This window comes from Bradyrhizobium diazoefficiens, assembly GCF_016616235.1.
In the GTDB taxonomy this organism is placed as follows: domain Bacteria; phylum Pseudomonadota; class Alphaproteobacteria; order Rhizobiales; family Xanthobacteraceae; genus Bradyrhizobium; species Bradyrhizobium diazoefficiens_H.
Window position 1 is genome coordinate 6,196,160 of sequence record NZ_CP067100.1, and the last position, 23,134, is coordinate 6,219,293.

At 64.8% G+C, this 23,134-nt stretch carries 24 protein-coding genes; 8 read left to right on the forward strand and 16 right to left on the reverse strand.

The genetic code is table 11. From position 1 onward, the window contains the following. Positions 1 to 22: 22 nt before the first annotated feature. The 3 genes from JJB99_RS29495 to JJB99_RS29505 form a co-directional block, all read right to left on the reverse strand. Positions 23 to 511, reverse strand: a complete 489-nt coding sequence (locus tag JJB99_RS29495) for a VOC family protein (protein ID WP_200495744.1) — start codon at positions 509 to 511, stop codon at positions 23 to 25. Positions 512 to 539: 28 nt separating this feature from the next. Continuing rightward, on the reverse strand, positions 540 to 968 hold the full coding sequence (locus tag JJB99_RS29500; RefSeq protein ID WP_200495745.1) for a VOC family protein: 429 nt from the start codon (positions 966 to 968) through the stop codon (positions 540 to 542). 127 nt (positions 969 to 1,095) lie between these two features. Further along, positions 1,096 to 1,608, reverse strand: a complete 513-nt coding sequence (locus JJB99_RS29505) for a cupin domain-containing protein (RefSeq protein WP_200495746.1) — start codon at positions 1,606 to 1,608, stop codon at positions 1,096 to 1,098. A gap of 128 nt (positions 1,609 to 1,736) precedes the next feature. Between JJB99_RS29505 and JJB99_RS29510 the strand changes: the two genes are divergently transcribed. Then, positions 1,737 to 1,955, forward strand: a complete 219-nt coding sequence (locus JJB99_RS29510; RefSeq protein WP_200495747.1) for a CsbD family protein — start codon at positions 1,737 to 1,739, stop codon at positions 1,953 to 1,955. Between the two features lie 80 nt (positions 1,956 to 2,035). Here JJB99_RS29510 and JJB99_RS29515 read toward each other — a convergent pair whose 3' ends face one another. The 5 genes from JJB99_RS29515 to ggt all read right to left on the reverse strand — a co-directional run bounded on the left by JJB99_RS29515 (position 2,036) and on the right by ggt (position 8,244). Continuing rightward, on the reverse strand, positions 2,036 to 2,500 hold the full coding sequence (locus tag JJB99_RS29515) for an FKBP-type peptidyl-prolyl cis-trans isomerase (protein WP_200495748.1): 465 nt from the start codon (positions 2,498 to 2,500) through the stop codon (positions 2,036 to 2,038). 60 nt (positions 2,501 to 2,560) lie between these two features. Further along, positions 2,561 to 4,852, reverse strand: coding sequence for a xanthine dehydrogenase family protein molybdopterin-binding subunit (locus JJB99_RS29520; RefSeq protein ID WP_200495749.1), 2,292 nt, complete (start codon positions 4,850 to 4,852; stop codon positions 2,561 to 2,563). A 2-nt stretch (positions 4,853 to 4,854) separates the two neighbouring features. Then, entirely contained in the window at positions 4,855 to 5,871 is a 1,017-nt protein-coding gene (locus tag JJB99_RS29525; protein WP_200495750.1) for an FAD binding domain-containing protein, read from the reverse strand. Positions 5,872 to 5,875: 4 nt separating this feature from the next. Further along, entirely contained in the window at positions 5,876 to 6,439 is a 564-nt protein-coding gene (locus JJB99_RS29530) for a (2Fe-2S)-binding protein (protein WP_433995795.1), read from the reverse strand. A gap of 218 nt (positions 6,440 to 6,657) precedes the next feature. Continuing rightward, positions 6,658 to 8,244, reverse strand: a complete 1,587-nt coding sequence (ggt, locus tag JJB99_RS29535) for a gamma-glutamyltransferase (RefSeq protein WP_200495752.1) — start codon at positions 8,242 to 8,244, stop codon at positions 6,658 to 6,660. Positions 8,245 to 8,468: 224 nt separating this feature from the next. Here ggt and JJB99_RS29540 point away from each other — a divergent pair, with 224 nt between their 5' ends. Continuing rightward, complete coding sequence (locus JJB99_RS29540; protein WP_200500352.1) at positions 8,469 to 9,221, forward strand: rhodanese-related sulfurtransferase; 753 nt, start codon at positions 8,469 to 8,471, stop codon at positions 9,219 to 9,221. Beyond that, on the forward strand, positions 9,211 to 9,429 hold the full coding sequence (locus JJB99_RS29545; RefSeq protein ID WP_200495753.1) for a SlyX family protein: 219 nt from the start codon (positions 9,211 to 9,213) through the stop codon (positions 9,427 to 9,429). Before JJB99_RS29540 ends, JJB99_RS29545 begins: the two co-directional genes overlap by 11 nt. Positions 9,430 to 9,435: 6 nt before the next feature. Here JJB99_RS29545 and JJB99_RS29550 read toward each other — a convergent pair whose 3' ends face one another. Together JJB99_RS29550 and JJB99_RS29555 are read right to left on the reverse strand one after the other, a co-directional pair. Beyond that, positions 9,436 to 11,337, reverse strand: a complete 1,902-nt coding sequence (locus tag JJB99_RS29550; protein WP_200495754.1) for a sensor domain-containing diguanylate cyclase — start codon at positions 11,335 to 11,337, stop codon at positions 9,436 to 9,438. Between the two features lie 176 nt (positions 11,338 to 11,513). Then, complete coding sequence (locus tag JJB99_RS29555) at positions 11,514 to 11,729, reverse strand: hypothetical protein (RefSeq protein ID WP_200495755.1); 216 nt, start codon at positions 11,727 to 11,729, stop codon at positions 11,514 to 11,516. Between the two features lie 105 nt (positions 11,730 to 11,834). On the opposite strand from JJB99_RS29555, the gene hemE reads away from it, so the two are divergent. Next, positions 11,835 to 12,869 (forward strand): uroporphyrinogen decarboxylase, encoded by a 1,035-nt coding sequence (gene hemE / locus JJB99_RS29560; RefSeq protein WP_200495756.1) that lies wholly within the window; start codon positions 11,835 to 11,837, stop codon positions 12,867 to 12,869. 178 nt (positions 12,870 to 13,047) lie between these two features. Here the strand turns inward: hemE and hemC are convergent, their stop codons facing one another. The 3 genes from hemC to JJB99_RS29575 form a co-directional block, all read right to left on the reverse strand. Continuing rightward, positions 13,048 to 14,028 carry a hydroxymethylbilane synthase gene (gene hemC, locus JJB99_RS29565; protein ID WP_200495757.1) on the reverse strand — a complete coding sequence of 327 codons (981 nt, stop codon included), beginning with the start codon at positions 14,026 to 14,028 and terminating at the stop codon, positions 13,048 to 13,050. A gap of 103 nt (positions 14,029 to 14,131) precedes the next feature. Beyond that, positions 14,132 to 15,757 (reverse strand): GMC family oxidoreductase, encoded by a 1,626-nt coding sequence (locus JJB99_RS29570; protein WP_200495758.1) that lies wholly within the window; start codon positions 15,755 to 15,757, stop codon positions 14,132 to 14,134. Positions 15,758 to 15,812: 55 nt separating this feature from the next. After that, positions 15,813 to 16,403, reverse strand: coding sequence for a TetR/AcrR family transcriptional regulator (locus JJB99_RS29575; protein WP_200495759.1), 591 nt, complete (start codon positions 16,401 to 16,403; stop codon positions 15,813 to 15,815). A gap of 100 nt (positions 16,404 to 16,503) precedes the next feature. On the opposite strand from JJB99_RS29575, the gene JJB99_RS29580 reads away from it, so the two are divergent. The 4 genes from JJB99_RS29580 (at position 16,504) to JJB99_RS29595 (ending at position 19,991) form a co-directional block, all read left to right on the forward strand. Beyond that, complete coding sequence (locus tag JJB99_RS29580) at positions 16,504 to 16,869, forward strand: nuclear transport factor 2 family protein (RefSeq protein ID WP_200495760.1); 366 nt, start codon at positions 16,504 to 16,506, stop codon at positions 16,867 to 16,869. A 252-nt stretch (positions 16,870 to 17,121) separates the two neighbouring features. Beyond that, positions 17,122 to 17,664 carry a hypothetical protein gene (locus JJB99_RS29585; RefSeq protein WP_200495761.1) on the forward strand — a complete coding sequence of 181 codons (543 nt, stop codon included), beginning with the start codon at positions 17,122 to 17,124 and terminating at the stop codon, positions 17,662 to 17,664. Between the two features lie 58 nt (positions 17,665 to 17,722). Further along, on the forward strand, positions 17,723 to 18,427 hold the full coding sequence (locus JJB99_RS29590; protein WP_200495762.1) for an ATP-dependent Clp protease proteolytic subunit: 705 nt from the start codon (positions 17,723 to 17,725) through the stop codon (positions 18,425 to 18,427). A 136-nt stretch (positions 18,428 to 18,563) separates the two neighbouring features. Continuing rightward, entirely contained in the window at positions 18,564 to 19,991 is a 1,428-nt protein-coding gene (locus JJB99_RS29595) for a TAXI family TRAP transporter solute-binding subunit (RefSeq protein WP_200495763.1), read from the forward strand. A gap of 65 nt (positions 19,992 to 20,056) precedes the next feature. On the opposite strand, the gene JJB99_RS29600 is transcribed toward JJB99_RS29595, so the two are convergent. The 3 genes from JJB99_RS29600 to JJB99_RS29610 are packed head-to-tail and all read right to left on the reverse strand — an operon-like array spanning position 20,057 to position 22,856. Next, positions 20,057 to 21,037 carry a PDR/VanB family oxidoreductase gene (locus tag JJB99_RS29600; protein ID WP_200495764.1) on the reverse strand — a complete coding sequence of 327 codons (981 nt, stop codon included), beginning with the start codon at positions 21,035 to 21,037 and terminating at the stop codon, positions 20,057 to 20,059. Positions 21,038 to 21,048: 11 nt separating this feature from the next. Beyond that, entirely contained in the window at positions 21,049 to 21,801 is a 753-nt protein-coding gene (locus tag JJB99_RS29605) for a GntR family transcriptional regulator (protein ID WP_200495765.1), read from the reverse strand. Between the two features lie 5 nt (positions 21,802 to 21,806). Next, a complete protein-coding gene (locus JJB99_RS29610) occupies positions 21,807 to 22,856 on the reverse strand; it encodes an aromatic ring-hydroxylating dioxygenase subunit alpha (protein WP_200495766.1) in 1,050 nt (349 codons plus the stop codon). Positions 22,857 to 23,134 lie beyond the last annotated feature (278 nt).

Consider the following 23,134-nt stretch of genomic DNA (forward strand, 5'->3'; position numbering starts at 1 on the left):
TGTGTGGAGAGGCTACAGCACCTCACGCTGCCGACTTGCCCTCGAACGCGCGGCGCAAGGTCTCGACGTCCAGCTTCACCATCTTCATCATGGCCTGCATGGCGCGCGCAGCCGCGGCCTTGTCGGGGCTCGAGAGAAACTCGAACATCACCTTCGGCACCACCTGCCAGGCGACTCCCCAACGGTCCCTGAGCCAGCCGCACTGCTCTGCCTTGCCACCATGAGCCAGGAATGCATCCCAGACGCTGTCGACCTGAGCCTGATCGTCGCAATGGATCATCAGCGAGAGCGCGTGGGTGTATTCCATCTTCATGCCGCCATTGAGCGCAACCAGCGGCTGTCCGGCCACCGTGAACTCGACCACGAGCACGGAGCCTTCCTTGCCGGACGGGCCGTCCGAGACGTTGCGCTGGACGTGCGTGATCGCCGAATTCGGCACGAGCGAGACGTAGAACTTCGCGGCTTCCTCGGCATCGCCGTTGAACCACATGCAGGGCACGAGCTTGGACATTGCTGATACTCCTTGTTGGGATCTCGGGTCAGGCGTTCGCCATCTCGCATTGCGCGGCGAAGGCGGTCATGTCCATCCAGTTCACGCCCCACATATGGCCATCCGGATCCTCGAAGCTGCGGCCGTACATGAAGCTGTATTCATCCTTCGGGCTGGGATCGGCCACCCCGCCCGCCGCCGCGGCCCTGGCGACGATGTCGTCGACCTCGCTCCGGCTGTCCGCGGACAGGCAGAGCAGGACCTGGTTCGAGATCTTCGCGTCGGCGATCGGCTTGGGCGTGAACTGACGGAATTTGTCGTGGGTCGTCAGCATCGCAAAGATGGTCTCGGAGAAGACCATGCAGCTCGCCGTGTCGTCGCTGAATTGCGGATTCCTGGTCGCACCGACCGCCTCGTAGAAGGCGGTGGCTCGCTTGAGGTCGGTCACGGGCAGATTGACGAAGATCATCCTGGGCATCGGAGGCTCCTTGGGAGGGGTTCTGCCCAAGGACGGACGGCCCCGCGGCCATCCGACATCGCTTCCGGATATTTTGTTGGCCTTCGCCGCGGGAGGCGGTCGCACCGAACCCGCGCTGCCTTCAGCCTTACTTCTTCTCGTTGGGGTCCCGGTGCACCGGATCGATCCACAGCACGGTTTCGGGCTTCTCGACCGGCTCGATGTCGAGGTTGATTGCGACCGCCTCGCCGTCGCTGCGCACCAGCACGCATTCCAGCACCTCATCCGGGCTGGCGTTGATCTCCTGATGGGGCACGTAAGGCGGGACGAAGATGAAATCGCCGGGGCCTGCCTCGGCGGTGAATTGCAGCTTCTCGCCCCAGCGCATCCGCGCCTTGCCCTTAACCACATAGATGACGCTTTCAAGGTGGCCATGGTGATGCGCGCCAGTTTTGGCGTCCGGCCTGATGCTGACCGTGCCCGCCCACAATTTCTGCGCGCCGACGCGCGCGAAATTGATCGCCGCAGCGCGATCCATACCGGCGGTCGATGGCACATTGGTGTCAAGCTGGTTGCCGGGAATGACGCGCACGCCGTCATGCTTCCAGCGATCGTCATGATCGTGGTCATGGTGGGAATGCGAATGATCGTGGCCGGTCATGGGACGCGCTTTCTGTTGGTTCCGTGCGCGGCAAGTTACCTCAAAGCCGCATCCGCAAGCCATACCAAATTCGGAACTCTCGTAGCTGCGGCACGTTGCCCCTGCGAGCAAATTGGAAGGAGAGTTTCATGGGTAGCACCAGCGACAAGATCAAAGGCACCGCCAACGAGACGATCGGCAAGGCCAAGCAGGGCATCGGCGAAGCCACCGGTTCCGACCGCATGAAGGGCGAAGGCACGGTCCAGGAAGTGAAGGGCAAGGGTCAGCAGGCCATGGGCGATGCCAAGGACGCCGCGAAGGACGCGATGGATCGCGCTGCTGCGGCGGCGCGTCGTGCGGCGGAGTAGCACACGCAGCATTGAAAGCGAAAAGACCGGCCGAACGGCCGGTCTTTTTGTTTGTGCATCGTCCGGAACGACGCGTCGCGTCACTTCACCGCGAGCAATTCCACGTCGAACATCAGCGTCGCATTCGGCGGGATCACGCCGCCGGCGCCGCGCGCGCCGTAGCCGAGCTGCGGCGGGATGATCAGCGTGCGCTTGCCGCCGACCTTCATCGAGGCAACACCCTCATCCCAACCCGCAATGACGCGGCCCTTGCCGATCGGGAATTCGAACGGCTCCTTGCGATCGACCGACGAGTCGAATTTCTTGCCTTTCTGGCCGTTCTCATAGAGCCAGCCGGTGTAATGCATCACGCAGATCTGGCCGGGTTGCGGCGCGGCGCCGGTGCCGACGACGCTATCCGTGATCTGCAAGCCTGAAGCTGTGGTCATGGTCTTTCCTGCGGTCTGGGCCGAGGCCGTGGTGGAAACGAATGCCGGCACGCTGGCAATCACTGTGATCGCGAGGGCCGACATGATGGCGAGGCGCACGCGCCGGAAACGCTGCATAAGACACCTTCGGTTTGAGGCGGAAGGTGTCTAGCGCAACGTGAGCGGTGTTTCCACCCCTTACACCTCGATATTTTCCAGCCGCACCGGCAGCCTGCGGATGCGCTGGCCGGTCGCGTGATGGATCGCGTTGCAGATCGCGGCATTGGTGCCGACATTGGCGAGCTCGCCGAGGCCCTTCGCGCCAGCCGGGTTGATGTGATCGTCCTGCTCGGACAGCAGGATCACCTCCACGCCCGGCACGTCCGCATTAACAGGCACGAGGTAGTCGGCGAAATTGTCGTTGACGTAGCGCGCGTAGCGCTCATCGATTTCGGTAGATTCCAGCAGCGCCGAGGACATGCCCCAGATCAGGCCGCCCATCAGCTGGCTGCGCGCCGTGCGCGGATTCATGATGCGGCCGCACGCGAAGGCGCCGACCAGGCGCGGCGCGCGGATCTCGTGCGTGTAGCGGTTGATGCGGACCTCGACGAACTCCGCACCGAAGGCGTAGGCGATCTTGTCCTTCATTTGATGACCGCCGACGAGTCGCACATGCCCACTGTGCATGGCCTTGAAGGAATCCAGCGGCGCGCCGTCCGGCTTCCACTCGCCATATTCCTCGACGACGCCGACGCCGAGCGCGTCGAATGCCTTCTCCAGGTCGAGCGGACGATCGCTCTTGGCCGCCTCCCTCGTCGGCGTCTGTCCCATGCCGACGGTTTCCTTGGCCTTGTCGGTTAAACTCTCGCTCGGCATCACCGCCTTGAACAGCCGCTGGCGGATCTGATCGCATACCATGATCACCGCCGAGCAGGTGCTGGCCGTCGAGTTCGAGCCGCCGGCTACCGCCGCCGGCGGCAAATCGCTGTCGCCGATGAAGACGGCGACTTTCTCGAGCGGCACGCCGAGCCGCTCGGACGCGGTCTGGGCAATGATCGTATAGGCGCCGGTGCCGATCTCGTGGCCGGCGATCTCGACGCGGGTCCGCCCGTCGCGCTGAACGCGCACGCGCGCCGCTGACGGCCCCATCTGCGTCGGATAGCAGGTGGCAGCGCAGCCATAGCCGATCAGCCAATCGCCGTCCGTCATCGATTTCGGCTCCGGCGAGCGCTGCGACCAGCCGAACGCCCTGGCGGCCTCGTCGAAGCACGCCATCAGCGACCGCGACGTATAGGGCTTGCCGTCGATCGGCTCATTGGTGGTGTCGTTGATCCGGCGGAGCTCGACCGGGTCCATGTTGAGCTTGACCGCGAGCTCGTCCATCGCGCTCTCCAGCGCGAACAGATACGGCACCTCAGGCGGCGAGCGCATGAAGCCCGGCGTGTTGCGGTCGGCGCGCACGATCGACACCAGGCTGTCGACGTTCGGACAGGCATAGAGCCGCGTCGTGGTCTTGGTGCCGCCGACGCAATAGGGGTCGGGGCGCGAGGACACTTCGGCGCCCTCGTGCCTGAGCGCGACCAGCTTGCCGTCACGGCCGGCACCAAGCTTGATCTCGTGACGCGTCTCGGCGCGGTAAGTCGCGATGGTAAAGCCCTGATCGCGAGTGGCAACGAGCTTGATCGGCCGGCTGAGGCGCTTGGCGATGGCCGCGATGATCGCGGTTCGCGGCGTCATCGAGCCGCGCGAGCCAAAGCCGCCGCCGACATAGGGATTGACCACCCGCACCTTGTCGGCGTCGATGCCGAGCTGCTCGGCAACGCCGTTCTTGAGACCGTAGACATACTGGCTAGGCTCGTAGATGACGAGGTTGTCGCCCATCCAGGCGCAGCTTGTCGTGAACAGCTCCATCGGGTTGTGATGCTGGGTCGGCGTGTCGTAGGAGGCTGTAAGCCTGACTTCAGCCGCATCGAACGCCTTGGCGAAGTCGCCGACCTTCGGGTCTTCCTTGAACTGCGAATTCTGGCCCTTCGCGGCGGCTGTTGTCGTTCCCGGCGAGTCGAAGGTCGCGCTAGGTGCGGCGGCCGTATAGCTGACCTTGACGCGGTTGGCGGCCTCACGTGCGGCCTCATAGGTTTCCGCGATCACCACGGCGATGATCTGGCCATCATGGGCAATGTCGGCTGATTTGAGCGGCTGTATCGTTGTCCCGGCATAGCCACCATTACTGAACAGTTTTGACTCTTTCAGAACAGGCGCATTCTCGTGCGTGACAATGTCGATCACGCCGCGGACACGTTTGGCATCGTCGAGATCAAAGCTGTCGATGCGGCCTTTGGCAATGGCGCTGGTGACCAGGAACGCATGGGCCGGGTTGTCCAGCGGCATGTCGGACGCATAAGTCGCCCGTCCCGTGACCTTTGCCGCCGCATCATAGCGCGGCACGGGCTGGCCCATATTCGCTTTCGGCTCGGGAGCAGCAGCGGTCATGGTCAGATCTCTATCGTTACGGCCTGCTGGAGCGCGCGTGCCACCACGCGCTTGCCGAGCGCGATCTTGAAGCTGTTGTGCCGGCGCCCCCTTGCATCCGCGAAAGCGGCATCCGCCACACGCTGCGCCAGCCCGTCATCGAACTTCTGACCCTTGAGCAGCGCCTCAGCCTCGCGCGCCCGCCAGGGCACCGTGGCAACACCGCCCAGCGCAACACGCGCATCCTTGATCGTGCCGTCCTGCACATCGAGCGCGACAGCCGCCGAGGACAGCGCGAATTCGTAGGATTGCCGGTCGCGCACCTTGAGGTACACCGAACGCGGCCAGCGGCCGGGAATGACAAAGGCCGAGATCAGCTCGCCCGGCTGAAGCGTGGTCTCGATATCAGGCGTGTTGCCGGGTGCCTTGTGCAACTCCGCGAACGGCATGTTGCGCGTGCCGGATTTTCCGGTGATCTCGACTGCGGCGTCCAGCGCGACCAGCGCCTGGGCAAAATCGCCGGGATAGGTCGCGATGCAGTGGTCGGAGGTGCCGAGCACGGCATGCATGCGGTTGATCCCGTCCATCGCGGCACAGCCGGAGCCGGGATTTCGCTTGTTGCAATTCTCGTAGGAGATATCGCGGAAATAGCTGCAGCGCGTTCGCTGCATCACGTTGCCGCCGAGCGTCGCCATGTTGCGCAGCTGCGCGCTGGCCGCGAGCTTCAGGGAATCGGCGATCACCGGATAATCGCGCTGGATCCCGTCATGCGCGGCGACGTCCGACATCTTCGCGAGCGCGCCCAGCCGCAAGCCGTCGCCGCCCGGCTCGATCACGGACCAGCCGCGCGCGAGCGGATTGATGTCGACGATCGCGGCGGGCCGCATCACGTCGAGCTTCATCAGATCGATCAGCGTGGTGCCGCCGGCGAGCGGCTGAGCCGCGGCCTGGGTCAGCGGATTGTTGGCGGCCGCGGCGGCGCTGAGTGCCTGCACGGCCATGCTGGGGTCGGTCGCCCTCTGGTACGAGAAAGGTCGCATGCGCCTAGCCTTTCAAAATCTCGGGCGCGGCCTGTTTCACGGCCGCAACGATGTTGGGATAGGCGGCGCAGCGGCAGATATTGCCGCTCATATATTCGCGGATGTCGGCCTCGCTGCTGGCATGTCCTTCCTTCACGCAGGCGATCGCCGACATGATCTGCCCCGGCGTGCAATAGCCGCACTGGAACGCGTCGTTGTCGACGAAGGCCTGCTGCATCGGATGCAGGCGGTCGTCGGTGGCGAGGCCCTCGATCGTCGTGATCTCCTGCCCTTCGGCTGCGAGCGCGAGCGTCAGGCACGACACCACGCGGCGCTCGCCGATCAGCACGGTGCAGGCGCCGCACTGGCCATGATCGCAGCCCTTCTTGCTGCCGGTGAGCTTGAGATGTTCCCGCAGCGCATCGAGCACCGTGGTGCGGGCGTCGATGCGCAGGCGCTTCTCCTTGCCATTGACGTGCAGCGTGACGTCGACGGGAAGCGCCGGATCCTGTGTAGCAGGCGCGCCCGCATTCTGCGTCGCCGCGCGCGCGGTGATCGGAACGAGGGCACTGCCGGCAGCGCCCGCCATGAAGGCGCGGCGATCGAATCCGGATGATCGGGAACTTGAATTGTCGGACATGGACGGCCTCCGCCGCGTTCGAACAAGGCAGCGCACGCCTGCACCGCTCATCGCCCCTTAACCTGAAGCAATGAGCTCCGTTCCGAACGAGAAAGGGCGACGCGGCAAATGCCGCATCGCCCCTCGTCAACTTTTGCTGATCTTGCGCGGGGAACCGGCGCCAGCGATCAATAGCCGAGCGCGCAGCCGTCCTTGCGCGGATCGGAACCGCCAGTCAGCGTGCCCTTGTCCCAATCGATCCAGATCGCCTGGGCGCCGCCGAGCGGGCCGACCACGCTGGTGGTCTTGTGGCCGAGCTTCTTCAGGCCCTCGACGATATCGGCCGGCACGCTGTCCTCGAGCTGGTACTGGCCCTCATAGTGCAGGCCGCGCGGCATATCGATCGCCTCCTGCACGTCGCAACCGTAGTCGAGGATGTTGGTCACGACGTGGGTCTGGCCGACCGGCTGGTACTGTCCGCCCATCACCGCGAACGGCATCACCGAGCGGCCGCCCTTGGTGAGCAGGCTCGGCATGATCGTGTGCAGCGGGCGCTTGCCGCCTGCGATGCAATTGGGATGGCCGGGCTGGATGCGGAAGCCGCCGGCGCGGTTCTGGAACAGCACGCCGGTCTTGTTGGAGACGATCGCCGAGCCGAACGAATGCGCGATCGAGTTGATGAACGAGCAGACGTTGCGGTCCTTGTCCACGACCGTGATGTAGATGGTCGAGGGATTCATCGGCGGGGCGACGTTCGGCAGGTCGAGCATGCCGTCCATGCGGATTTTCGCGATGTGCTCGTCGCAGAATTCCCTGGCAAGAATTTTTGCCACCTCGACCTGCATGTGGTCGGGATCCGCCACGTGCAATTCCCGATGCATGTAGGCAATGCGCGCAGCTTCCGCCTCGATATGGAAGCGCTCGACGCTGAGCGGGGCGTATTTGGTCAGATCGAACCGCGACAGGATGTTGAGCATCAGCAGCATGGTCAGGCCCGGGCCGTTCGGCGGGCACTGCCAGACGTCGTAGCCCTTGTACATGGTGCCAATCGGCGTCGTTGTCTCGGTGGTATGCGCGGCGAAATCGTCGAGCGTGTGCAGGCCGCCGATGCCCCGCAGGGTCTCGACCATGTCTTCGGCGATCGCGCCCTTGTAGAAGGCATCGCGGCCGTCCTTGGCGATTGCGCGCAACGTCTTGCCGAGCTCGGCCTGGCGGATGACGTCGCCGGCGACCGGCGGCTTGCCGCCCGGCAGCAGGTAACGCACGGTGTTGGTGCCAGCCTTCAGCTTCTCGAACTGGTTCTTCCAGTCGAAGGCGATGCGCGGCGCGACGACGTAGCCCTCCTCAGCCGCCTTGATCGCGGGCTGGAGCAGGCGGTCGAAGCCGAACTTGCCGTGGTCGCGCAACACGGTCGCAAACGCATCGATCACGCCGGGGATCGAGACCGCATGCGCCGAGGTGAGCGGCACGGAATTGATCTTGCGCTCGAGATACCAGCCGGCGTCGGCGGCCTTCGGGGCACGGCCGGAGCCGTTATAGGCGATGATCCTGCCCTCGCCGCGCGGCTGGATCAGCGCGAAGCAGTCGCCGCCGATGCCGGTCGATTGCGGCTCGATCACGCCGAGCAAGGCCGAGCCTGCCACCGCCGCGTCCACTGCCGTGCCGCCCTCGCGCAGCACCTCGATCGCGGCCAACGAGGCCTGCGGATGCGAGGTCGCCACCATCGCGTTGGTGGCGTGGACCGTGGACCTGCCGGGGAAATGGAAGTTTCTCATCGAATGTTTGCTCTCTTGGCGTCTAGGCTAAGTCTTGGGGCGCGCATCGCGCAGTCGCGGAAAAACCGGGCCTACATGACACATTCCGGCCCATCCGGGCAATGCTGGCATACCAGGGAAATGGCAGCCATCCGCTGGGCGTATAGACTTCGTGCCGCCCGCAGCCATGTGGGTTTTCGGGCCGGCGGCCGCCTGCTAAACGAGCCGACATGATTTCAGAGAACATGACTTACAAGGTCTGCGCCTTCTATCAATTCGCCGCCCTGCCCGATTACCGCGAGCTGCGCGAGCCGCTGCGGGCGTTCTGCGCCGGCCTTGCGCTGAAAGGCAGCGTGCTGCTGGCGCGGGAGGGCATCAACGGCACGATCGCGGGCGCGCCCGAGGCGGTCGACCGCTTCGCCCATGAGCTCACTCACGGTGCTCTGTTCGGCGGCAGGCTGGACAATCTCGAACTGAAGTGCTCGACGGCGGAAGCGATTCCGTTCGGCCGGCTCAAGGTGCGCTTGAAGAAGGAGATCGTCACGCTTGGCGATGCGGCCGCCGATCCGACCCGGCAGGTCGGCACCTATGTCGAGGCGAGCGAATGGAACGCGCTGATCGCGGCGCCCGACACGCTGGTGCTCGACACCCGCAATGCCTTCGAGGTCGCGATGGGGACGTTCGAGGGCGCGGTCGATCCCGGCATCAGGAGCTTTGGCCAGTTCAAGGATTTTGCCGCGGAGCAGCTCGATTCGACAAAGCATCGCAGGATCGCGATGTTCTGTACCGGCGGCATCCGCTGCGAGAAGGCGAGCGCGCATCTGCTCGCGCGCGGCTTTGCCGAGGTCTTTCATCTCAAGGGCGGCATCCTGAAATATCTGGAAGAGGTGCCGGAGGCGCAGAGCCGCTGGCGCGGCGAATGTTTTGTGTTCGACGAGCGCGTCGCGCTCGGTCATGGCTTGCGCGAACGGGACAAGGGGTACGGCCGTGACGAATGAGATCAAGACGCTTAGCGAGCGCATCGACGCACTGGAAATGCGCATCGCCTATCAGGACGACACCATCGAGACGCTGAACCAGACCATCACCGCGCAATGGAAGCACATCGACGCGTTAACGCGGAAGATCGCAGAGCTCGGGGAGCGGCTCCAGGACGCCGAAGCGAATGCACCGGGCTCCGCCAACGAGCGCCCGCCGCATTATTGAGCGATATTACAGGCCCGCGACTCGCGGCAGGTTCGCCACTTCGACCGACATCATCAGGCGATCGCGTCCGGCCTGCTTCGCCGCATAGAGGGCCTGGTCGGCAGCCTCGATCAGCGTGGCGACGCCAGCAGTGCGCTCGAGGGATGGACGGCAGGCCGCGCCGCCGAGCGAAGCGGTGACACAGCCGGAGGTGCCATTGCTGCCGTGGACGAGGCCCGCCCCGCGGATGGCTTTCCGGATCCGCTCGCCGATGCGGGCGCATCCGGCGGCATCGGTGTTCGGCAAGAGCATGGTGAATTCCTCGCCGCCGTAGCGCGCGGCGAGATCGCCGGGACGCTTCATCTCGGCGGCAATGACTTGCGCCACCACGCGCAGGCAGGCGTCGCCCGCAGGATGGCCGTATTCGTCGTTGTAGGCCTTGAAGTGGTCGACGTCGATCATCAGCAGCGCGAGGGTGGAGCGGTCGCGATAGGCGCGCGCCCATTCCTCCCTGAGCCGTTCGTCGAAGCGACGGCGGTTGGCCAGCCCGGTCAGGCTGTCCTCGATCGCGAGGGTCTCCAGCCTGGTCTCCAGCTTCTTCTGCTCGGTGATGTCGCGCGAGATCGCGACCACGCCATTGACGCGGCCGTTGTCCTTGCGCGTCACCCGCATGGTCGATTCGAGCCAGACTTCTCCATTCCCCCGGTGCGAGTTGCGATAGGTGACCCGCGCCTCCTCCCTCTCGCCGCGCTTCATGGCATCGACGAGGGCCTGGACCTGCGGCAGGTCGTCGGCATGGATGCCGGCGAGCGCTGGCGTGCCGATCAGCTGGCCGGGGCGCCAGCCGACCACGCGGGCCGAGGAGGGAGAGACGTAGCGCAGCCGCTCGTCGAGCCCGATACTGGTCACCATGTCGCTGGAGCCTTCGGCCAACAGGCGGAAATGGGCTTCCTTCTCGACCAGGGCGGCGGCCATGCTCTGGCCGCGCTGCAACTGCCGCACCAGCACCGCGCCGATGATCGCGATCAGCATGACCAGCGCGAGCACGTAGAGCATGCGGGAGATCGCCGCCGCGCGCCAGGGCGCCAGCAGCTCGTCCTTGTCGACGGTCGCGAGCAGGACGAGCGGGTAACGGCCGCTGCGCTTGAAGAAGCTGACGCGCTCGGCGCCGTCCAGCGGCGACTTGAAATGATAGGCGCCGGCCGGCCGTTGCAGGCTGGCGTCGCGGAACAGAGGGGCGTCGCCGACGCTACGGCCGGTGAACTTTTCATTGCTCGGGTTGCGCGCGATGATCGTGCCTTCGCCATGCATCAACGCCACGGAGCTGTTACGGCCGATCTCGAACTGCTCGTAGAAGTGCGACAGATACCGGGAGCTGATGGTCGCGAGCACGACGCCGCCAAAGCTGCCATCCGGCTTGTTGAAGCGGCGCGACAGGGTGACGACCCATTCGCCGTCCAGCTGGCTCTTCACCGGGTGGCCGAGAAAGGGCTCGCGCTTCGGCGAGAGCTGGTGATGGCGGAAGAACGCATCGTCGCTGAGCGTCGAGGCGATCGTGCCGGGCGCGGTCAGCCACTTGCCCTGGTCGTCGATGATCGCGAAGCTGTGCACGCGCTCCATCGCCTTCTTGCGCGTCTCCATGAGGTTTCTGAGCTTGGCGATGGTGGCCGGCTCGGTGCCGTCCATCTCCAGCCGGCTGACGACGCCGACGACGCCGGTATCGAGCAGATCGAGGCTGTCCTCGGCATGCTGGGTCAGCGAGCGCGCGACATTCGCCATCTCGGTCTCGGCGCTCTTGAGCACGGCATCGCGCGCGGCCCATTCGCGCCAGCCGCAGACGCCGAGAATGGTCGCGCAGGTCAGCACGACGAACGCCGCCGCGCGCAGCGGCAGGCGGCTCCATCCGGCTCGTTGGGCGACAGCGTTCATGCGGCAGTGGTCTCCGATCGTTTCGGAACCTCTGCCGCTTCACTGTTAGTGAACTCTGAAGCGATTGCCGGAATACGCCGCCCGATCCCCCGTTTTCCGTACTCGTACGGACGCAGAGATCAGCGCATCGCTAACAAGGCATTAGCGAACCTATCGGAATCCGGCGCGCCTTCCGGCTAGCTGAAGATCGCCTTAACCTTGTCCCAAAGCGAAGGATTGTCAGCGTCCGCATCGGCCTTCGAGGGCGTCGGCTGCGCGGCGCTGACGGGGTCGGATGCCGGGAAGGTGTCTTCGAGACCAGTATCGAGCTTGGCATGACGATCGGCGGCGAGCGCCTCGCGCAGGTCGTCGGCATGCTTGTCGTGCGGCGCGGGATTGAATCTCTCAGCCATGATCTCCTCCATTGCGGTCAACGCGGCCCGATTGCGCTGGTTCCCCTGTTCCGCTGGGAGCCGCGGCGGTGTATCAGGGGGCGATAACCTGCTTCAGGACCATTCGTGCCCCAGTCTGCGACGAAACCTTTCATCGACGTGCTCTCCGGCCACCGCCAGACCATCCCGCCCATGTGGATGATGCGGCAGGCCGGCCGTTATCTGCCGGAATATCGCGAGGTGCGCGCCAAGGCCGGCGGCTTCCTCGATCTCTGCTTCAACCCGGAGCTTGCCGCCGAAGTCACGCTGCAACCGATCCGCAGGTTCGGCTTCGACGCAGCGATCATCTTCTCCGACATCCTCGTGATCCCCCACGCGCTCGGCCGCTTCGTGCGCTTCGAGATCGGCGAGGGTCCGCGGCTGGAGCCGCTGGATGATCCGGCGAAGGTTGCCACGCTGGCCGCCCAGGCTGACTTCGGCAAGCTCGAACCGGTGTTCGAGGCACTGCGGATGGTGCGCGGCGCGCTCGATCCCAAGATCGCGCTGATCGGCTTCTGCGGCGCGCCTTGGACGGTTGCGACCTACATGGTCGCGGGCCACGGCACGCCCGACCAGGCACCGGCGCGGATGATGGCCTACCGGCATCCCGAGGCGTTTGCAAAAATCATCGAGGTCCTGGTCGAGAACTCGATCGCGTACCTGCTGGCGCAGTTAGAGGCCGGCGCCAATGCGCTGCAGATCTTCGACACCTGGGCCGGCGTGCTGCCGCCCGCCGAATTCGTGCGCTGGTCGGTCGAGCCGACGCGGCGCATCGTCGAAGGCGTGCGCGCAAAAGCACCGGATGCCAGGATCATCGGTTTTCCGCGCGGGGCCGGCGCGCAATTGCCTGGTTACGTCGATTCGACCGGAGTGAATGCCGTCAGCATCGACTGGACCGCAGAGCCCGCCTTCATCCGCGAGCGGGTGCAGAGCAAGGTCGCCGTGCAGGGCAATCTCGATCCGCTGGTGCTGATCACGGGGGGCGATGCGCTCGACCGCGCCGTGGACAACGTGCTGGCGAACTTTGCTGCCGGCCGCTTCATCTTCAATCTCGGCCACGGCATCCAGCCGGAAACGCCGATCGCCCATGTCGAGCAGATGCTGAGGCGCGTGCGGGGGTAAAATTTTCGCTGGCCCAAGGGGCAAAAACAAAAACCGCGAAAACAACCCCATGCACAGTACAAAACATTGAGGCATTTCGCCCGACGTGATTATTCGTCGTTTCCGAATATCACTTGACGCGTCGGGCAAAACAGGCGCATGATGCCATGATCGCCCGAGCGGCCATTTTGCCGAGAGTCTAGCGCGGCCGGCTGCGCTCGATGATCTCGGCGGCGCCCTTCGCCAGCAGATCCAGCCCCACCGCACGGCCGAGCTCACGCGGACGATTGGCGGGGCCTGCGCGCGAGGCTTCGATGATGGTGTTGCCGGAGAGGTCGAGTACGGATGCGGTGAGCGACATCTGATCGCCCGCGATGGTTGAGAAGGCGGCCACCGGTGAATTGCAGTGCCCGTTAAGCACCCACAACACCTCGCGTTCGGCATCGGCCGAGGCATGCGCGGCGGGATCGTCGATCGATGCGAGGATTTGCCGCGTCTCCCAGTCCTGCGCCGCGCATTCGACGGCGACGATGCCCTGCCCTGCTGCGGGCAGCATCTCCGCGGCCGAAAACTCGTAGGCGATGCGATGGGACAGGCCGACGCGATCGAGGCCGGAGCGTGCCATGATCAGCGCATCGGCCGGTCCCACCTCGCCGCCATCAGGCAGACGCTGCTTCGTCCTGTTGTCGAGCTTGCGCACCCGCGTATCGGCGGCGCCGCGGAAATGAATGATCTCGGCTTCCGGAAACAGCCGGCGCGCGTAGGCCGCACGCCGCACGGCATTGGTGCCGATCTTGAAGCCTCGGCCGCGCGCTTGCCGAAACGCTTCCAGCGAAAGACCATCGCGCAGCACCAGCGCGTCGCCGGGCGGATCGCGCGACAGCGTGGCGCCGATGACGAGGCCGGGCGTATCCTCGTTGCCCGGCATGTCCTTCAGCGAATGCATCGCGGCCCGCAATTCGCCTGACAGCACGGCGGCGCGGATCTGCGTCACGAAGGCGCCGCCTTTGCCGCCATGCGGCAACAGCTTGCTGGTCTGGTCGAGATCGCCCGTGGTGTCGAACTTGACGATCTCGACATCGAGATCGGGCATGGCGGCGGTCAGGCGGCGCGCAATCTCGTCCGTCTGTGCCAGCGCCATCGCGCTCTTGCGGGTGCCGATCCTGAATCGCGTAGCCAAATCCTGGTCCTTTCGAAGCGCGGCGCTTTGTTTGAGCATGATCTTTGTCGGAAAACCGGTTCCCACTTTGCGCTAACGCGGCCCTCCGGGTCCGGATCATGCTCTACCGCGCATCCCGCAATATCATATCGGATGCCTTCTCGGCGATCATGATGATCGGCGCGTTCGTATTCCCCGAGACGAGGTCCGGCATGATCGAGCCATCGACGACGCGCAGGGCCTCGAGCCCCCTCACCTTCAGCCGCTGGTCCACCACCGCGAGCGCGTCGTTGCCCATACGGCACGTCGAGGTCGGATGGTAGATGGTGCTGCCGCGCTCGCGGCAATAATCCAGGATCTCGGCATCCGTGGATACCTTCGCGCCGGGATCGTACTCACTGACCACGAACGGCTTCATCGCCGGCGCGTTCAATATCTTGCGCAGGATCTTGATGCCCTCGACATTGGTGGTCCGGTCGGTCTCCGTGGACATGTAGTTGATGCGGATTTCCGGCGGCACGGTCGGGTCGGCGCTTTTGATGCGCAAGCTGCCGCGGCTTTCGGGACGGAGCTGGCACACCGACGCGGTGAAGCCGGAAAAATCATGCAGCCTCTCGCCCATCTTGTCGGTTGAGAACGGCAGGAAGTGCACTTGAATATCGGGCGAGGCCAGCCGCGGATTGGTCTTGAAGAACGCGCCCGCTGTGCCGGCCGCGATCGTCAGCCAGCCCTTGCGGAACAGCGCGTAGCGGGCGCCGGCGAGCGTGCGGCGGAGCGGATGATTGATGGTATCGTTAAGCGTGATCTTCTGCGAGCAGCGCATCACGATGCGGACCTGCATGTGGTCCTGGAGATCGTGGCCGACACCTTGCGCATCCAGCACGATTTCGATGCCGTGCTTGCGCAGGAGATCGGCGGGACCGACGCCGGAGAGCTGCAAGAGCTGAGGCGAATTGTAGGCGCCGCTCGACAGCACGACTTCTTTCCGCGCACGCGCGCGGCGCATAACTGCGCCCTCTCGGTACTCGACGCCGACCGCGCGGCGGCCCTCGAACAGGATGCGATGAGCGTGTGCGGAGGTCTCGATCTTGAGATTGCCGCGCGTCTTCGCGGGTCCGAGATAGGCGACCGACGTCGAAGCGCGGCGGCCGTTGCGCGTCGTGGTCTGGAACAGGCCGACGCCTTCCTGCGTGGCGCCGTTGAAATCGGGATTGTAGGGCAGACCGGTCTCGACCGCGGCGTCGATGAACGCCTTCGACAGCGGATCGGTCACGATCATGTTGGAGACCGGCAGCGGACCGCCGGTGCCGTGATATTGATCGGCGCCGCGCACCTGGTTCTCGGCCTTCTTGAAGTAAGGCAGCACGTCGTCATAGCCCCAGCCGGTGTTGCCGAGCTGGCGCCAGCGGTCGTAATCCTCATGCTGGCCGCGGACATAGAGCAGGCCGTTGATCGAGCTAGATCCGCCCAGCGTTTTTCCGCGCGGCTGGAATACTTGCCGTCCCTTCAGCTCGGGCTCCGGCTCGGTCTGGTACATCCAGTTGACCGTCTTCTCCTTGAACAGCTTGCCGTAACCGAGCGGCACATGAATCCAGATGTTGGAGTCCTTTGGGCCGGCCTCGAGCAGCAGCACGCTGTGCCTGCCATTCGCCGACAGGCGGTTGGCAAGGACGCAGCCGGCCGAGCCGGCGCCGACGATGACGTAGTCGAATTCGGGATCTGACGGTGCGAGGGCGGAATTTGCGTTCATGCGCTGCTGTTCTTTTTGTTGGTGTGGGCGTTTCCAGCGTTGCGACTTAGCACAATCATGGCTCGAGGCGCAGCGCCTCGACCAGCGACTTGAACGCACGGGCATATTCCGCGCCCGCCCTTGCGATATCGGCGCGTCCGGCGCAGGCGACCGCAGCCTCGGTCACCGCGCCGAGCAGCAGCCGCGCCAACGGCTCGACCGGCTGCCGCGCGATCAGGCCGGCCTCCATCGCCATCGCGAGTGCACGCGGCATCTTGCCGCCAAAGTGCTGCGCGTCGATCTCGCGCCAGCGCTCCCAGCCGAGCACGGCGGGGCCGTCGCGCAGGATGATCTGACCGGTCGGGCCCTTGGCGGTCGCGGCAAAATAATGCTGGGTGCCGGCCACCATCGCGGCGAGCACGTCCTTCTCGGCCCGCGCTGCGCTGTCGATTTCGGCGACGAGGTCGCGCGAGACAGAATCGAACACCGCTTCGAACACCGCCTCTTTGGTCTTAAAGTGATGATAGACCGCGCCCTTGGCGACGCCGGCATCTGACGCGATCTCGTCCATAGTGGTGGCGGCGAAACCTTGCGTTCCGAACAGCCGGCGCGCCGCCGTCAGGATCGCCTCCGTCGTCGCCGCCCGCCGCTCCGCCTGCTTTGCCATCCCTCATATCTAGTCGAATCGAGCGCCGCCAACCAGTTGACTTCTCGACCACGGGTCGGTATTTACCGACCAGCAGTCGGTTTTGATCGTGAGGTTTGCCATGCCGAGCCGTGACATCGTGGAAGCCTTTGCCAAGCGCCTGGAGGATGGGGATTTCGTCGGGGCGATCGAGCAATTCTATGCGCCCGATGCCGCCACTTACGAGAACAACGCCGCGCCAACGATCGGACGGGACAAGCTGGCCGCGAAGGAGCGCGGGGTGCTGGCCGCCTTCAAGGAGGTCAAGGCCATCCGTGTCGGGCCGAGCCTGATCCAGGGCGATCATGTCGCGACGCGCTGGATGTTCAGCTTCACCAATGCTGAAGGCGTCACGCGAACCCTGGACGAGATCGCATGGCAGACCTGGCGGGGCGACCAGCTGAGCGAGGAGCGGTTCTATTACGATCCCAAGCAATTAGGGCGGTGATATCGCCCCTCCGACACGGTGTGTCATCGCCTGGCTTGATGTCTAGACCGCCGGCCTGCTGAAGCTGCTGGACGATTTGGGCGGTTTACGCGGCCTGGAGCGGTCACTCAGGGACGCCTGAAGTTAACGATGCCTGAATCGCGATAATTTGCCGAGGCTTGTTAGCTTACCCTTATGGGGCTCGCCTTTAAGTAGCAGACGACCTGTCGTCAGCACTTGGATGTCAGCACTTGGGTGTCAGGAGTCGTCGCGATGACATTCGGCAAGCGTCAATCCGGAGTTGGTGCCGCTACGCAAGCGCTCAACGCCGACATGACCGTCGCCAGAAGCCAGGCTGTCATCGGGACGGCCGGGGCGACCGGCAGCCCGATCCGCTGGTTTCTCATGCTGCTGGCTTGCAGCGCGCTGCTCTACGCACATTTTGTGACCTACGGCCCGGACCTCCTGCGCGACCATCGTCTGAAAGGGACCTGGCAACCGGCGTATGACTTGCAAGCCACCGATGGTAAGTGCGAACGCACGAACTTCGTGATCACCTTCTGCACCGTCAAGATCAAATCAGTCGCCAGACCCGATCAGGCACCGATCGCCCATGGATTCTTCATGCTGTTTTCCAGTGGTGGCGGAGAGGCTCTCGTGCCGGTGCGCTCGACGGCGGATCGCGACGCCGTCTCGATCTTCTACACGGCCGAAACGAAGCTTTGGAACCGCACGCTGTCGTTCATTCTCGGAGCGGTCATCTTGGCCCTGTTCGATGCCGGTTCGCTGTTGCTGTTCTGGAGATCACTCAATTGACGGTGGGCCACGGGCACAATCGCAGGTGTCCTCCCCCGCCAGATCGGGATAGCCGGCCGTGACGGTGTTCAAGGTGCTTTGCTGGATCGGCGGCATCCTGCTCTTCTGGGGCTTCTTCCAATTGCCGTCCAAATCCGGCGATGTGGCATCCCGGCAGACCTTGTCGATCAGCGAGGAGCCGGACCGCATCGTGCTCGGCTGGAGCGGCCCCGTGCAGGAGCCGATGAGCGAGCGTGTCGCTGCAGCGTTGGATCGTTACAAGGCCGATCGACGCCGGCTCGTCCTCATCCTCAACTCGCCGGGCGGCTCGATCGAACATGGGCGCAAGGTCGTCGCCACGATACGCGGGCGCGATCGCGCGATCGACACGCTGGTCCAGAAGGCCGGCGTCTGCGCCTCGATGTGCGTTCCGATCTTTCTCGCAGGCACGAGGCGCATGGCCGATCCCGAAGCCTACTTCATGTTTCACCAGGCTAGCCTGAACATCCGCACTAGGGACATCATCAAGCGGCAGGAGCTCAGCGCATCCGACCAGGATTTCCTCTCACAGGCCGTCAAGACAATCGAGACAATCGAGGCGCAAGCCACCGAGGATCTGTTCCGCAACGACATCGGCATCCGCGGCGTCAGCGCGGCATGGCTTACGATGATGCGCAAGAAAATCTCAGGCCACGATGTCTGGGTGAGCGGCCAACAGCTCGTGGATGAGGGCTCCGGCATCGTCGACAACCTCGTCCGGACACCCGTTCCCCAGCGGGGCTGATTCTCCCGAAGCAAACATCTGGCGATCGCACTCGGGCTTTGCGTGATAAAGTTGGTTCCTGCGCGACGTCCGCCGCTCCGAAACTTGTCCTGGAACACGGAACGCCCAAAGCTCTTGATCTCGGACTGGAGCGGAAATGTCCTCGTCCGATGATACAAGTGCGGCCAGTGACGCAGCCCGCCGACGGCGCAGAAGAAGCCATACTTTACTACTGATCCTGGCGGTCGGATTTCTTGTTTTTTGCGCCGCAGCGGGCGCCCTGTTCTATGTATTGCGGCCCGTCACGCTTCGGATTGCCGTCGGGCCGGACGGCAGCGATGATCACAAGGTGATACAGGCGGCCGCCGGGGCTTTCGCGAGCGAAAGCAGGACAATGAGGCTGTCTGTGATCACCACCGGCGGTGCGGCCGAAGCTCTCGCTCTGCTCGGTTCCGGCAAAGCCCAACTTGCGGTCGGTCGCGGCGATCTGGAGATGCCTGCCGATGCCCAAGCCGTGGCGGTCCTGCGCAAGAACTTCGTCGTGCTCTGGTCGCCTTCCGCACGCGCGGGCAGGAGCTCCAAAAAAAGGCCGGCGGCGACGATCAAGGAGATCTCCGATCTCGCAGGGCACAAGGTCGGCGTGATCGGCCGGACGCCGGCGAACGCCGCAGTGCTGAAGGTCATCCTGAGCGCCTCCGGCGTGGAGGCGGACAAGGTCGCGGTGACGCACTTCGGCACGGATCAGATCGAGGAGCTGGCGCGCGACCCAACCCTTGATGCATTCATGGCGGTCGGTCCGCTCGACAGCAAAATTACCTCCAGTGCCATCGCGGCGACGGCGAGGGCGCGAGGCAAGCCGAAGTTTCTCGCGATCGAGGCGTCAGAGGCGATCGCCCTGAAGCACCCGCGTTATGAGTCCGAGGAAATTCCACCCAGCGTATTCAATGCGGAGCCGGCTTGGCCGGATGACAAGGTCGAGACGATCAGCGTCAGCCACTTCATCGTGGCGCAAAAGGCCTTGTCTGAAACCACGGTCGCGGCATTTTTCCGGCAGCTGTTCGCCGTCCGTCAGGTGATTGCCCGCCAGGCGCCGGGCGCTGCGCACATCACCAAACCTGACACAGAACGGGACGCCGAGCTACAGGTGCATCGCGGAGCGGCCGCCGTCATTGAAGGCACTGAACGCACCTTCCTCGACAGGTACGGCGATTACTTCTGGTTTGCGCTCCTGCTGCTCTCCGGCATCGGTTCGGCGGGCGCCTGGGTGCGCCATTATTTGAATCGGGATGATAGGGACGAAAACACCGGGCATCGCCACAGAATCATGGCTATGGTCGCCGGGGTACGCACCGCGGAATCCGACCAGAAACTTTTCGCGATGCAACGCGAAGTCGATGCCATCATCGGTCAAGCCCTCGAATGCTACGATGACGGCGCCATCGAGGAAGAGGAACTGGCCGCCTTTGCTCTGGTGCTCGAGCTGTTCAATCACGCAGTTGTCGAGAGGCGGGCCGCCTTGCGAGCAGGCACGCTCGAACCCGTCCGTGGCGGGGCGGTCAATCGCAGCCTCCCCTCTCCACGATAACCGCTCGGACAAACCGAGCCGGGCCGCTCCTGATAGAGAGAGCGGATAGTCCGCTCCAGGCCCGCTCAGACCGCATCCGCACGCAGCAGCGTGTCCACGGTGATGGTGCCGCGCGCACGCGAGACGCAGGCGCAGATCTTCCGGTTCTCTTGCTTCTGGTGGTCGCTGAAGAAGACGTCGCGGTGGTCGATCTCGCCGTCGACGGCAACCACGTCGATGGCGCAGAGACCGCATTCGCCGCGCTTGCAATCGTACATGACATCATGGCCGCTGGCGTTGAGCACATCCAGCATCGAGCGCTCGCGCGGGATCTCGAGCTCAATATCCGTATCCTTTAACCGCACACGGAAGCTCTCGGTCGGCAGCGTGCCGCTGGAGCCAAAGGTCTCGTAACGGAGATCGGGGAGCGGATGGCCGGCGCCGATCCAGGCGTGGCGCGCGGCATCGAGCATCCGCATCGGGCCGCAGAACAGCGCGATTGCGCCGTTCGGCAGCGAGGCGAACAACGCGTCGAGATCGAGCCGCTTGCCTTCGTCGCTGGCATGAACGACCAGACGATCGTCGAGGATCGTGGCGAGATCGTCGAGATAAGCGGCCTCGCTGCGCGAGCGCACGGAATAGTGCAGCGTGACGTCGGCGCCGCGCCGCGCCAGCGCCTGCGCGGCGCCGAGGATCGGGGTGATGCCGATGCCGCCGGCGATCAGGCAATAGTTTTGACGCGTCCAGTCGACCGCGAGCAGCGACGACGGCTTGCTGATGTCGAGCCGCGCACCCGGCTGCAACGACCACATGTAGCGCGAGCCGCCGCGGGAGTCCTCGGCGCGGCGCACCGCAATCTTGAAGCCGCGCGGCGAGGCTTCGCCGACCAGCGAGTAGGACCGCGTCTCCGGCAGGCCGTCGATGGCCACGCTGACATTGATATGGCTGCCGACTGGATAGGCGGCGCCGTCGAACAGATCGGGGCGGATCAGGAATTCGCGGATGCCGGGGGCGAGATCGCGCGTCTCAACGAGCGTGGCCGGAATCCAGGTCTCAACGAAGCGCATGGCGGCTAGCCTCAATCGGTTGCGGATTTGATCAGCGCGAGCGCCGGCAGGAGGTCGAGATGCGTGCGGTTTCTGAGCGCGAGCCGCAAATTGCGCACTGCAAGCCGTGCATGCTCGCGCATCGCCGCCTCCGCGCGCGCGCCTTCGCGGTTCTCGATCGCGTCGATCACGACGCGGTGGTGCTCCTGGGCGATGATCAGGATCTGCTGCGCCTCCGGCAGCGCCGACTGCGCCATCACGAAGCCGCTGGGCGAGGCGAACGGCAGCGCCGAGGCGCGGTCGATCTGCCGGATCAGCGGCGGGCTGCGCGAGAGTTCGGTGAGCAAGGCATGGAAGCGCGCGTTCAGGGCGACATAGGACGAGAAGGCATCGACCGAGATCGGCACCTGGCGCAGCAATTCGTCGATCGCAGCCAGGCACTCCTTGAGCGGCTCGAGCTCGCGCGCGGAGACGCCGCGCTCGGCCGCAAAGCGGGCGGCGAGACCTTCCAGCGTGCCGCGCAGCTCGATGGAGTCTGAAATATCGCGCTCGGAGAACGCCTTCACCATGAAGCCGCCGGAAGGGATCGCCTCGAGCAGGCCCTCCTCCTCCAGCCGCACCAGCGCCATGCGCACCGGCGTGCGCGAGGCGCCTGTTGTCTCGACCGCCTGAAGCTCGGAGATGCGCTCGCCCGGACGCAAGGCGCCAGACAGGATCTGGTCGCGCAGCGCGAGCTGCGCCTTCACGGTCTGCGAGACGGAGCGGTCGACCTCGCGCTCGGCCATGCCAGCTACTCCGCGGCCTGGAGCTGCTGCGGCGCGTTCTCCTTCGCCACCATCTTGTCGATCAGCTTGCGCGTCCACATCGCGCCGGCGTCGATGTTGAGGTTGTAGAAGACGCGATCCGGATTCTCGTCCATCGCGCGCTGCTGCGCCTCGAGGATCAGCTCGTCCTCGCGGAAGATGCCGGAGACGCCCTCGCGGATCTCCGTGGTGATGCGCTGCTCACCGAGCTGGTAGTTGCGGACGAAGGCCCAGAAATAATGGCAGGTCTTCTCGGTCTCCGGCGTGATGGTGTTGAGCACGAAGCCGTTGACGCCCTGCGAGCGGTCGCCTTCCGGCGCGCCGGTGCCAGTCGGCGCCACGCCGACATCGATGGCGATGGTGCACGGGGCCTCGAACCGGATGATCTGCCAGCGGTCGACCAGGCCGGGCTTGCCGAGCTGCTTGGCCCAGAACGGCGGCGCCTCGATGCCGCGCATCCAGCGCGTCACCGTCACCGTCTTCTCGCCATGGGTGACGTCGAACGGAGCTTCCGCCACCGCGTCATTGCCGATCGAGGAGCCGTGCACGAAGGTCTCGTGGGTGAGGTCCATGAGATTGTCGAGCACGAGGCGGTAGTCGCAATTGACGCGGATAGTCTTGCCGTCGCCGGCCCAGGCCGGATCGTGATTCCAGTGCATGTCCGGGACCAGCGCGGGATCGGCCAGCGCGGGATCGCCCATCCAGAGCCAGATGTAGCGGTGGCGCTCGACCACGGGATAGGCGCGCACGCAGGCCGAGGGGTTGATGGTCTCCTGCGAGGGCATGAAGGTGCAGCGGCCCTGCGCGTTGTATTTGAGGCCGTGATAGCCGCACACGACGGTGTCGCCTTCGAGCCGGCCCTTGGACAGCGGCACCAGGCGGTGCCAGCAGGCATCCTCCAGCGCGGCGACGGAGCCGTCGGCCTTGCGGTACATCACGACATGCTTGCCGCAGATCGTCCGCGGCAGCAGCGCCGGCTTCACCTCCGCGTCCCAGGCCGCGGCGTACCAGGCGTTCATGGGGAAGGGTTTGGTCATGGGGCGCTCTCCCAAATGCTTTGTATGCGTTATGTATACAATAACGGCGAACAGCGGAGCATTCAAGCGCGAGATTACCCTATTTTAATACCTTTTCCGGGCTCGATGTATACATATTTAACTCTGCGGTCATTCCCCGCGAAAGCGGGGAATCCAGTACTCCGCGGTAGACATGAGTTCAGGCAATTTCGGCCGCGGAGTACTGGATCGCCCGCCTTCGCGGGCGATGACACCGCGCCATACGGCAGCCTCTTCCTGGGAGGAGCAGCCTGAGCGCG

Bases quoted from the DNA above. Each gene is read 5' to 3' on its own strand.
- JJB99_RS29580 (WP_200495760.1), top strand. From the start codon at position 16,504: ATGCCGAGCCGTGACATCGTGGAAGCCTTTGCCAAGCGCCTGGAGGAT.
- JJB99_RS29570 (WP_200495758.1), bottom strand. From the start codon at position 15,757: ATGAACGCAAATTCCGCCCTCGCACCGTCAGATCCCGAATTCGACTAC.
- JJB99_RS29520 (WP_200495749.1), bottom strand. From the start codon at position 4,852: ATGACCGCTGCTGCTCCCGAGCCGAAAGCGAATATGGGCCAGCCCGTG.
- JJB99_RS29525 (WP_200495750.1), bottom strand. From the start codon at position 5,871: ATGCGACCTTTCTCGTACCAGAGGGCGACCGACCCCAGCATGGCCGTG.
- ggt (WP_200495752.1), bottom strand. From the start codon at position 8,244: ATGAGAAACTTCCATTTCCCCGGCAGGTCCACGGTCCACGCCACCAAC.
- JJB99_RS29585 (WP_200495761.1), top strand. From the start codon at position 17,122: ATGACATTCGGCAAGCGTCAATCCGGAGTTGGTGCCGCTACGCAAGCG.
- JJB99_RS29610 (WP_200495766.1), bottom strand. From the start codon at position 22,856: ATGACCAAACCCTTCCCCATGAACGCCTGGTACGCCGCGGCCTGGGAC.
- JJB99_RS29600 (WP_200495764.1), bottom strand. From the start codon at position 21,037: ATGCGCTTCGTTGAGACCTGGATTCCGGCCACGCTCGTTGAGACGCGC.
- JJB99_RS29500 (WP_200495745.1), bottom strand. From the start codon at position 968: ATGCCCAGGATGATCTTCGTCAATCTGCCCGTGACCGACCTCAAGCGA.
- JJB99_RS29530 (WP_433995795.1), bottom strand. From the start codon at position 6,439: ATGGCGGGCGCTGCCGGCAGTGCCCTCGTTCCGATCACCGCGCGCGCG.
- JJB99_RS29550 (WP_200495754.1), bottom strand. From the start codon at position 11,337: ATGAACGCTGTCGCCCAACGAGCCGGATGGAGCCGCCTGCCGCTGCGC.
- JJB99_RS29495 (WP_200495744.1), bottom strand. From the start codon at position 511: ATGTCCAAGCTCGTGCCCTGCATGTGGTTCAACGGCGATGCCGAGGAA.
- JJB99_RS29575 (WP_200495759.1), bottom strand. From the start codon at position 16,403: ATGGCAAAGCAGGCGGAGCGGCGGGCGGCGACGACGGAGGCGATCCTG.
- JJB99_RS29595 (WP_200495763.1), top strand. From the start codon at position 18,564: ATGTCCTCGTCCGATGATACAAGTGCGGCCAGTGACGCAGCCCGCCGA.
- JJB99_RS29515 (WP_200495748.1), bottom strand. From the start codon at position 2,500: ATGCAGCGTTTCCGGCGCGTGCGCCTCGCCATCATGTCGGCCCTCGCG.
- JJB99_RS29605 (WP_200495765.1), bottom strand. From the start codon at position 21,801: ATGGCCGAGCGCGAGGTCGACCGCTCCGTCTCGCAGACCGTGAAGGCG.
- JJB99_RS29555 (WP_200495755.1), bottom strand. From the start codon at position 11,729: ATGGCTGAGAGATTCAATCCCGCGCCGCACGACAAGCATGCCGACGAC.
- JJB99_RS29505 (WP_200495746.1), bottom strand. From the start codon at position 1,608: ATGACCGGCCACGATCATTCGCATTCCCACCATGACCACGATCATGAC.
- JJB99_RS29510 (WP_200495747.1), top strand. From the start codon at position 1,737: ATGGGTAGCACCAGCGACAAGATCAAAGGCACCGCCAACGAGACGATC.
- JJB99_RS29540 (WP_200500352.1), top strand. From the start codon at position 8,469: ATGACTTACAAGGTCTGCGCCTTCTATCAATTCGCCGCCCTGCCCGAT.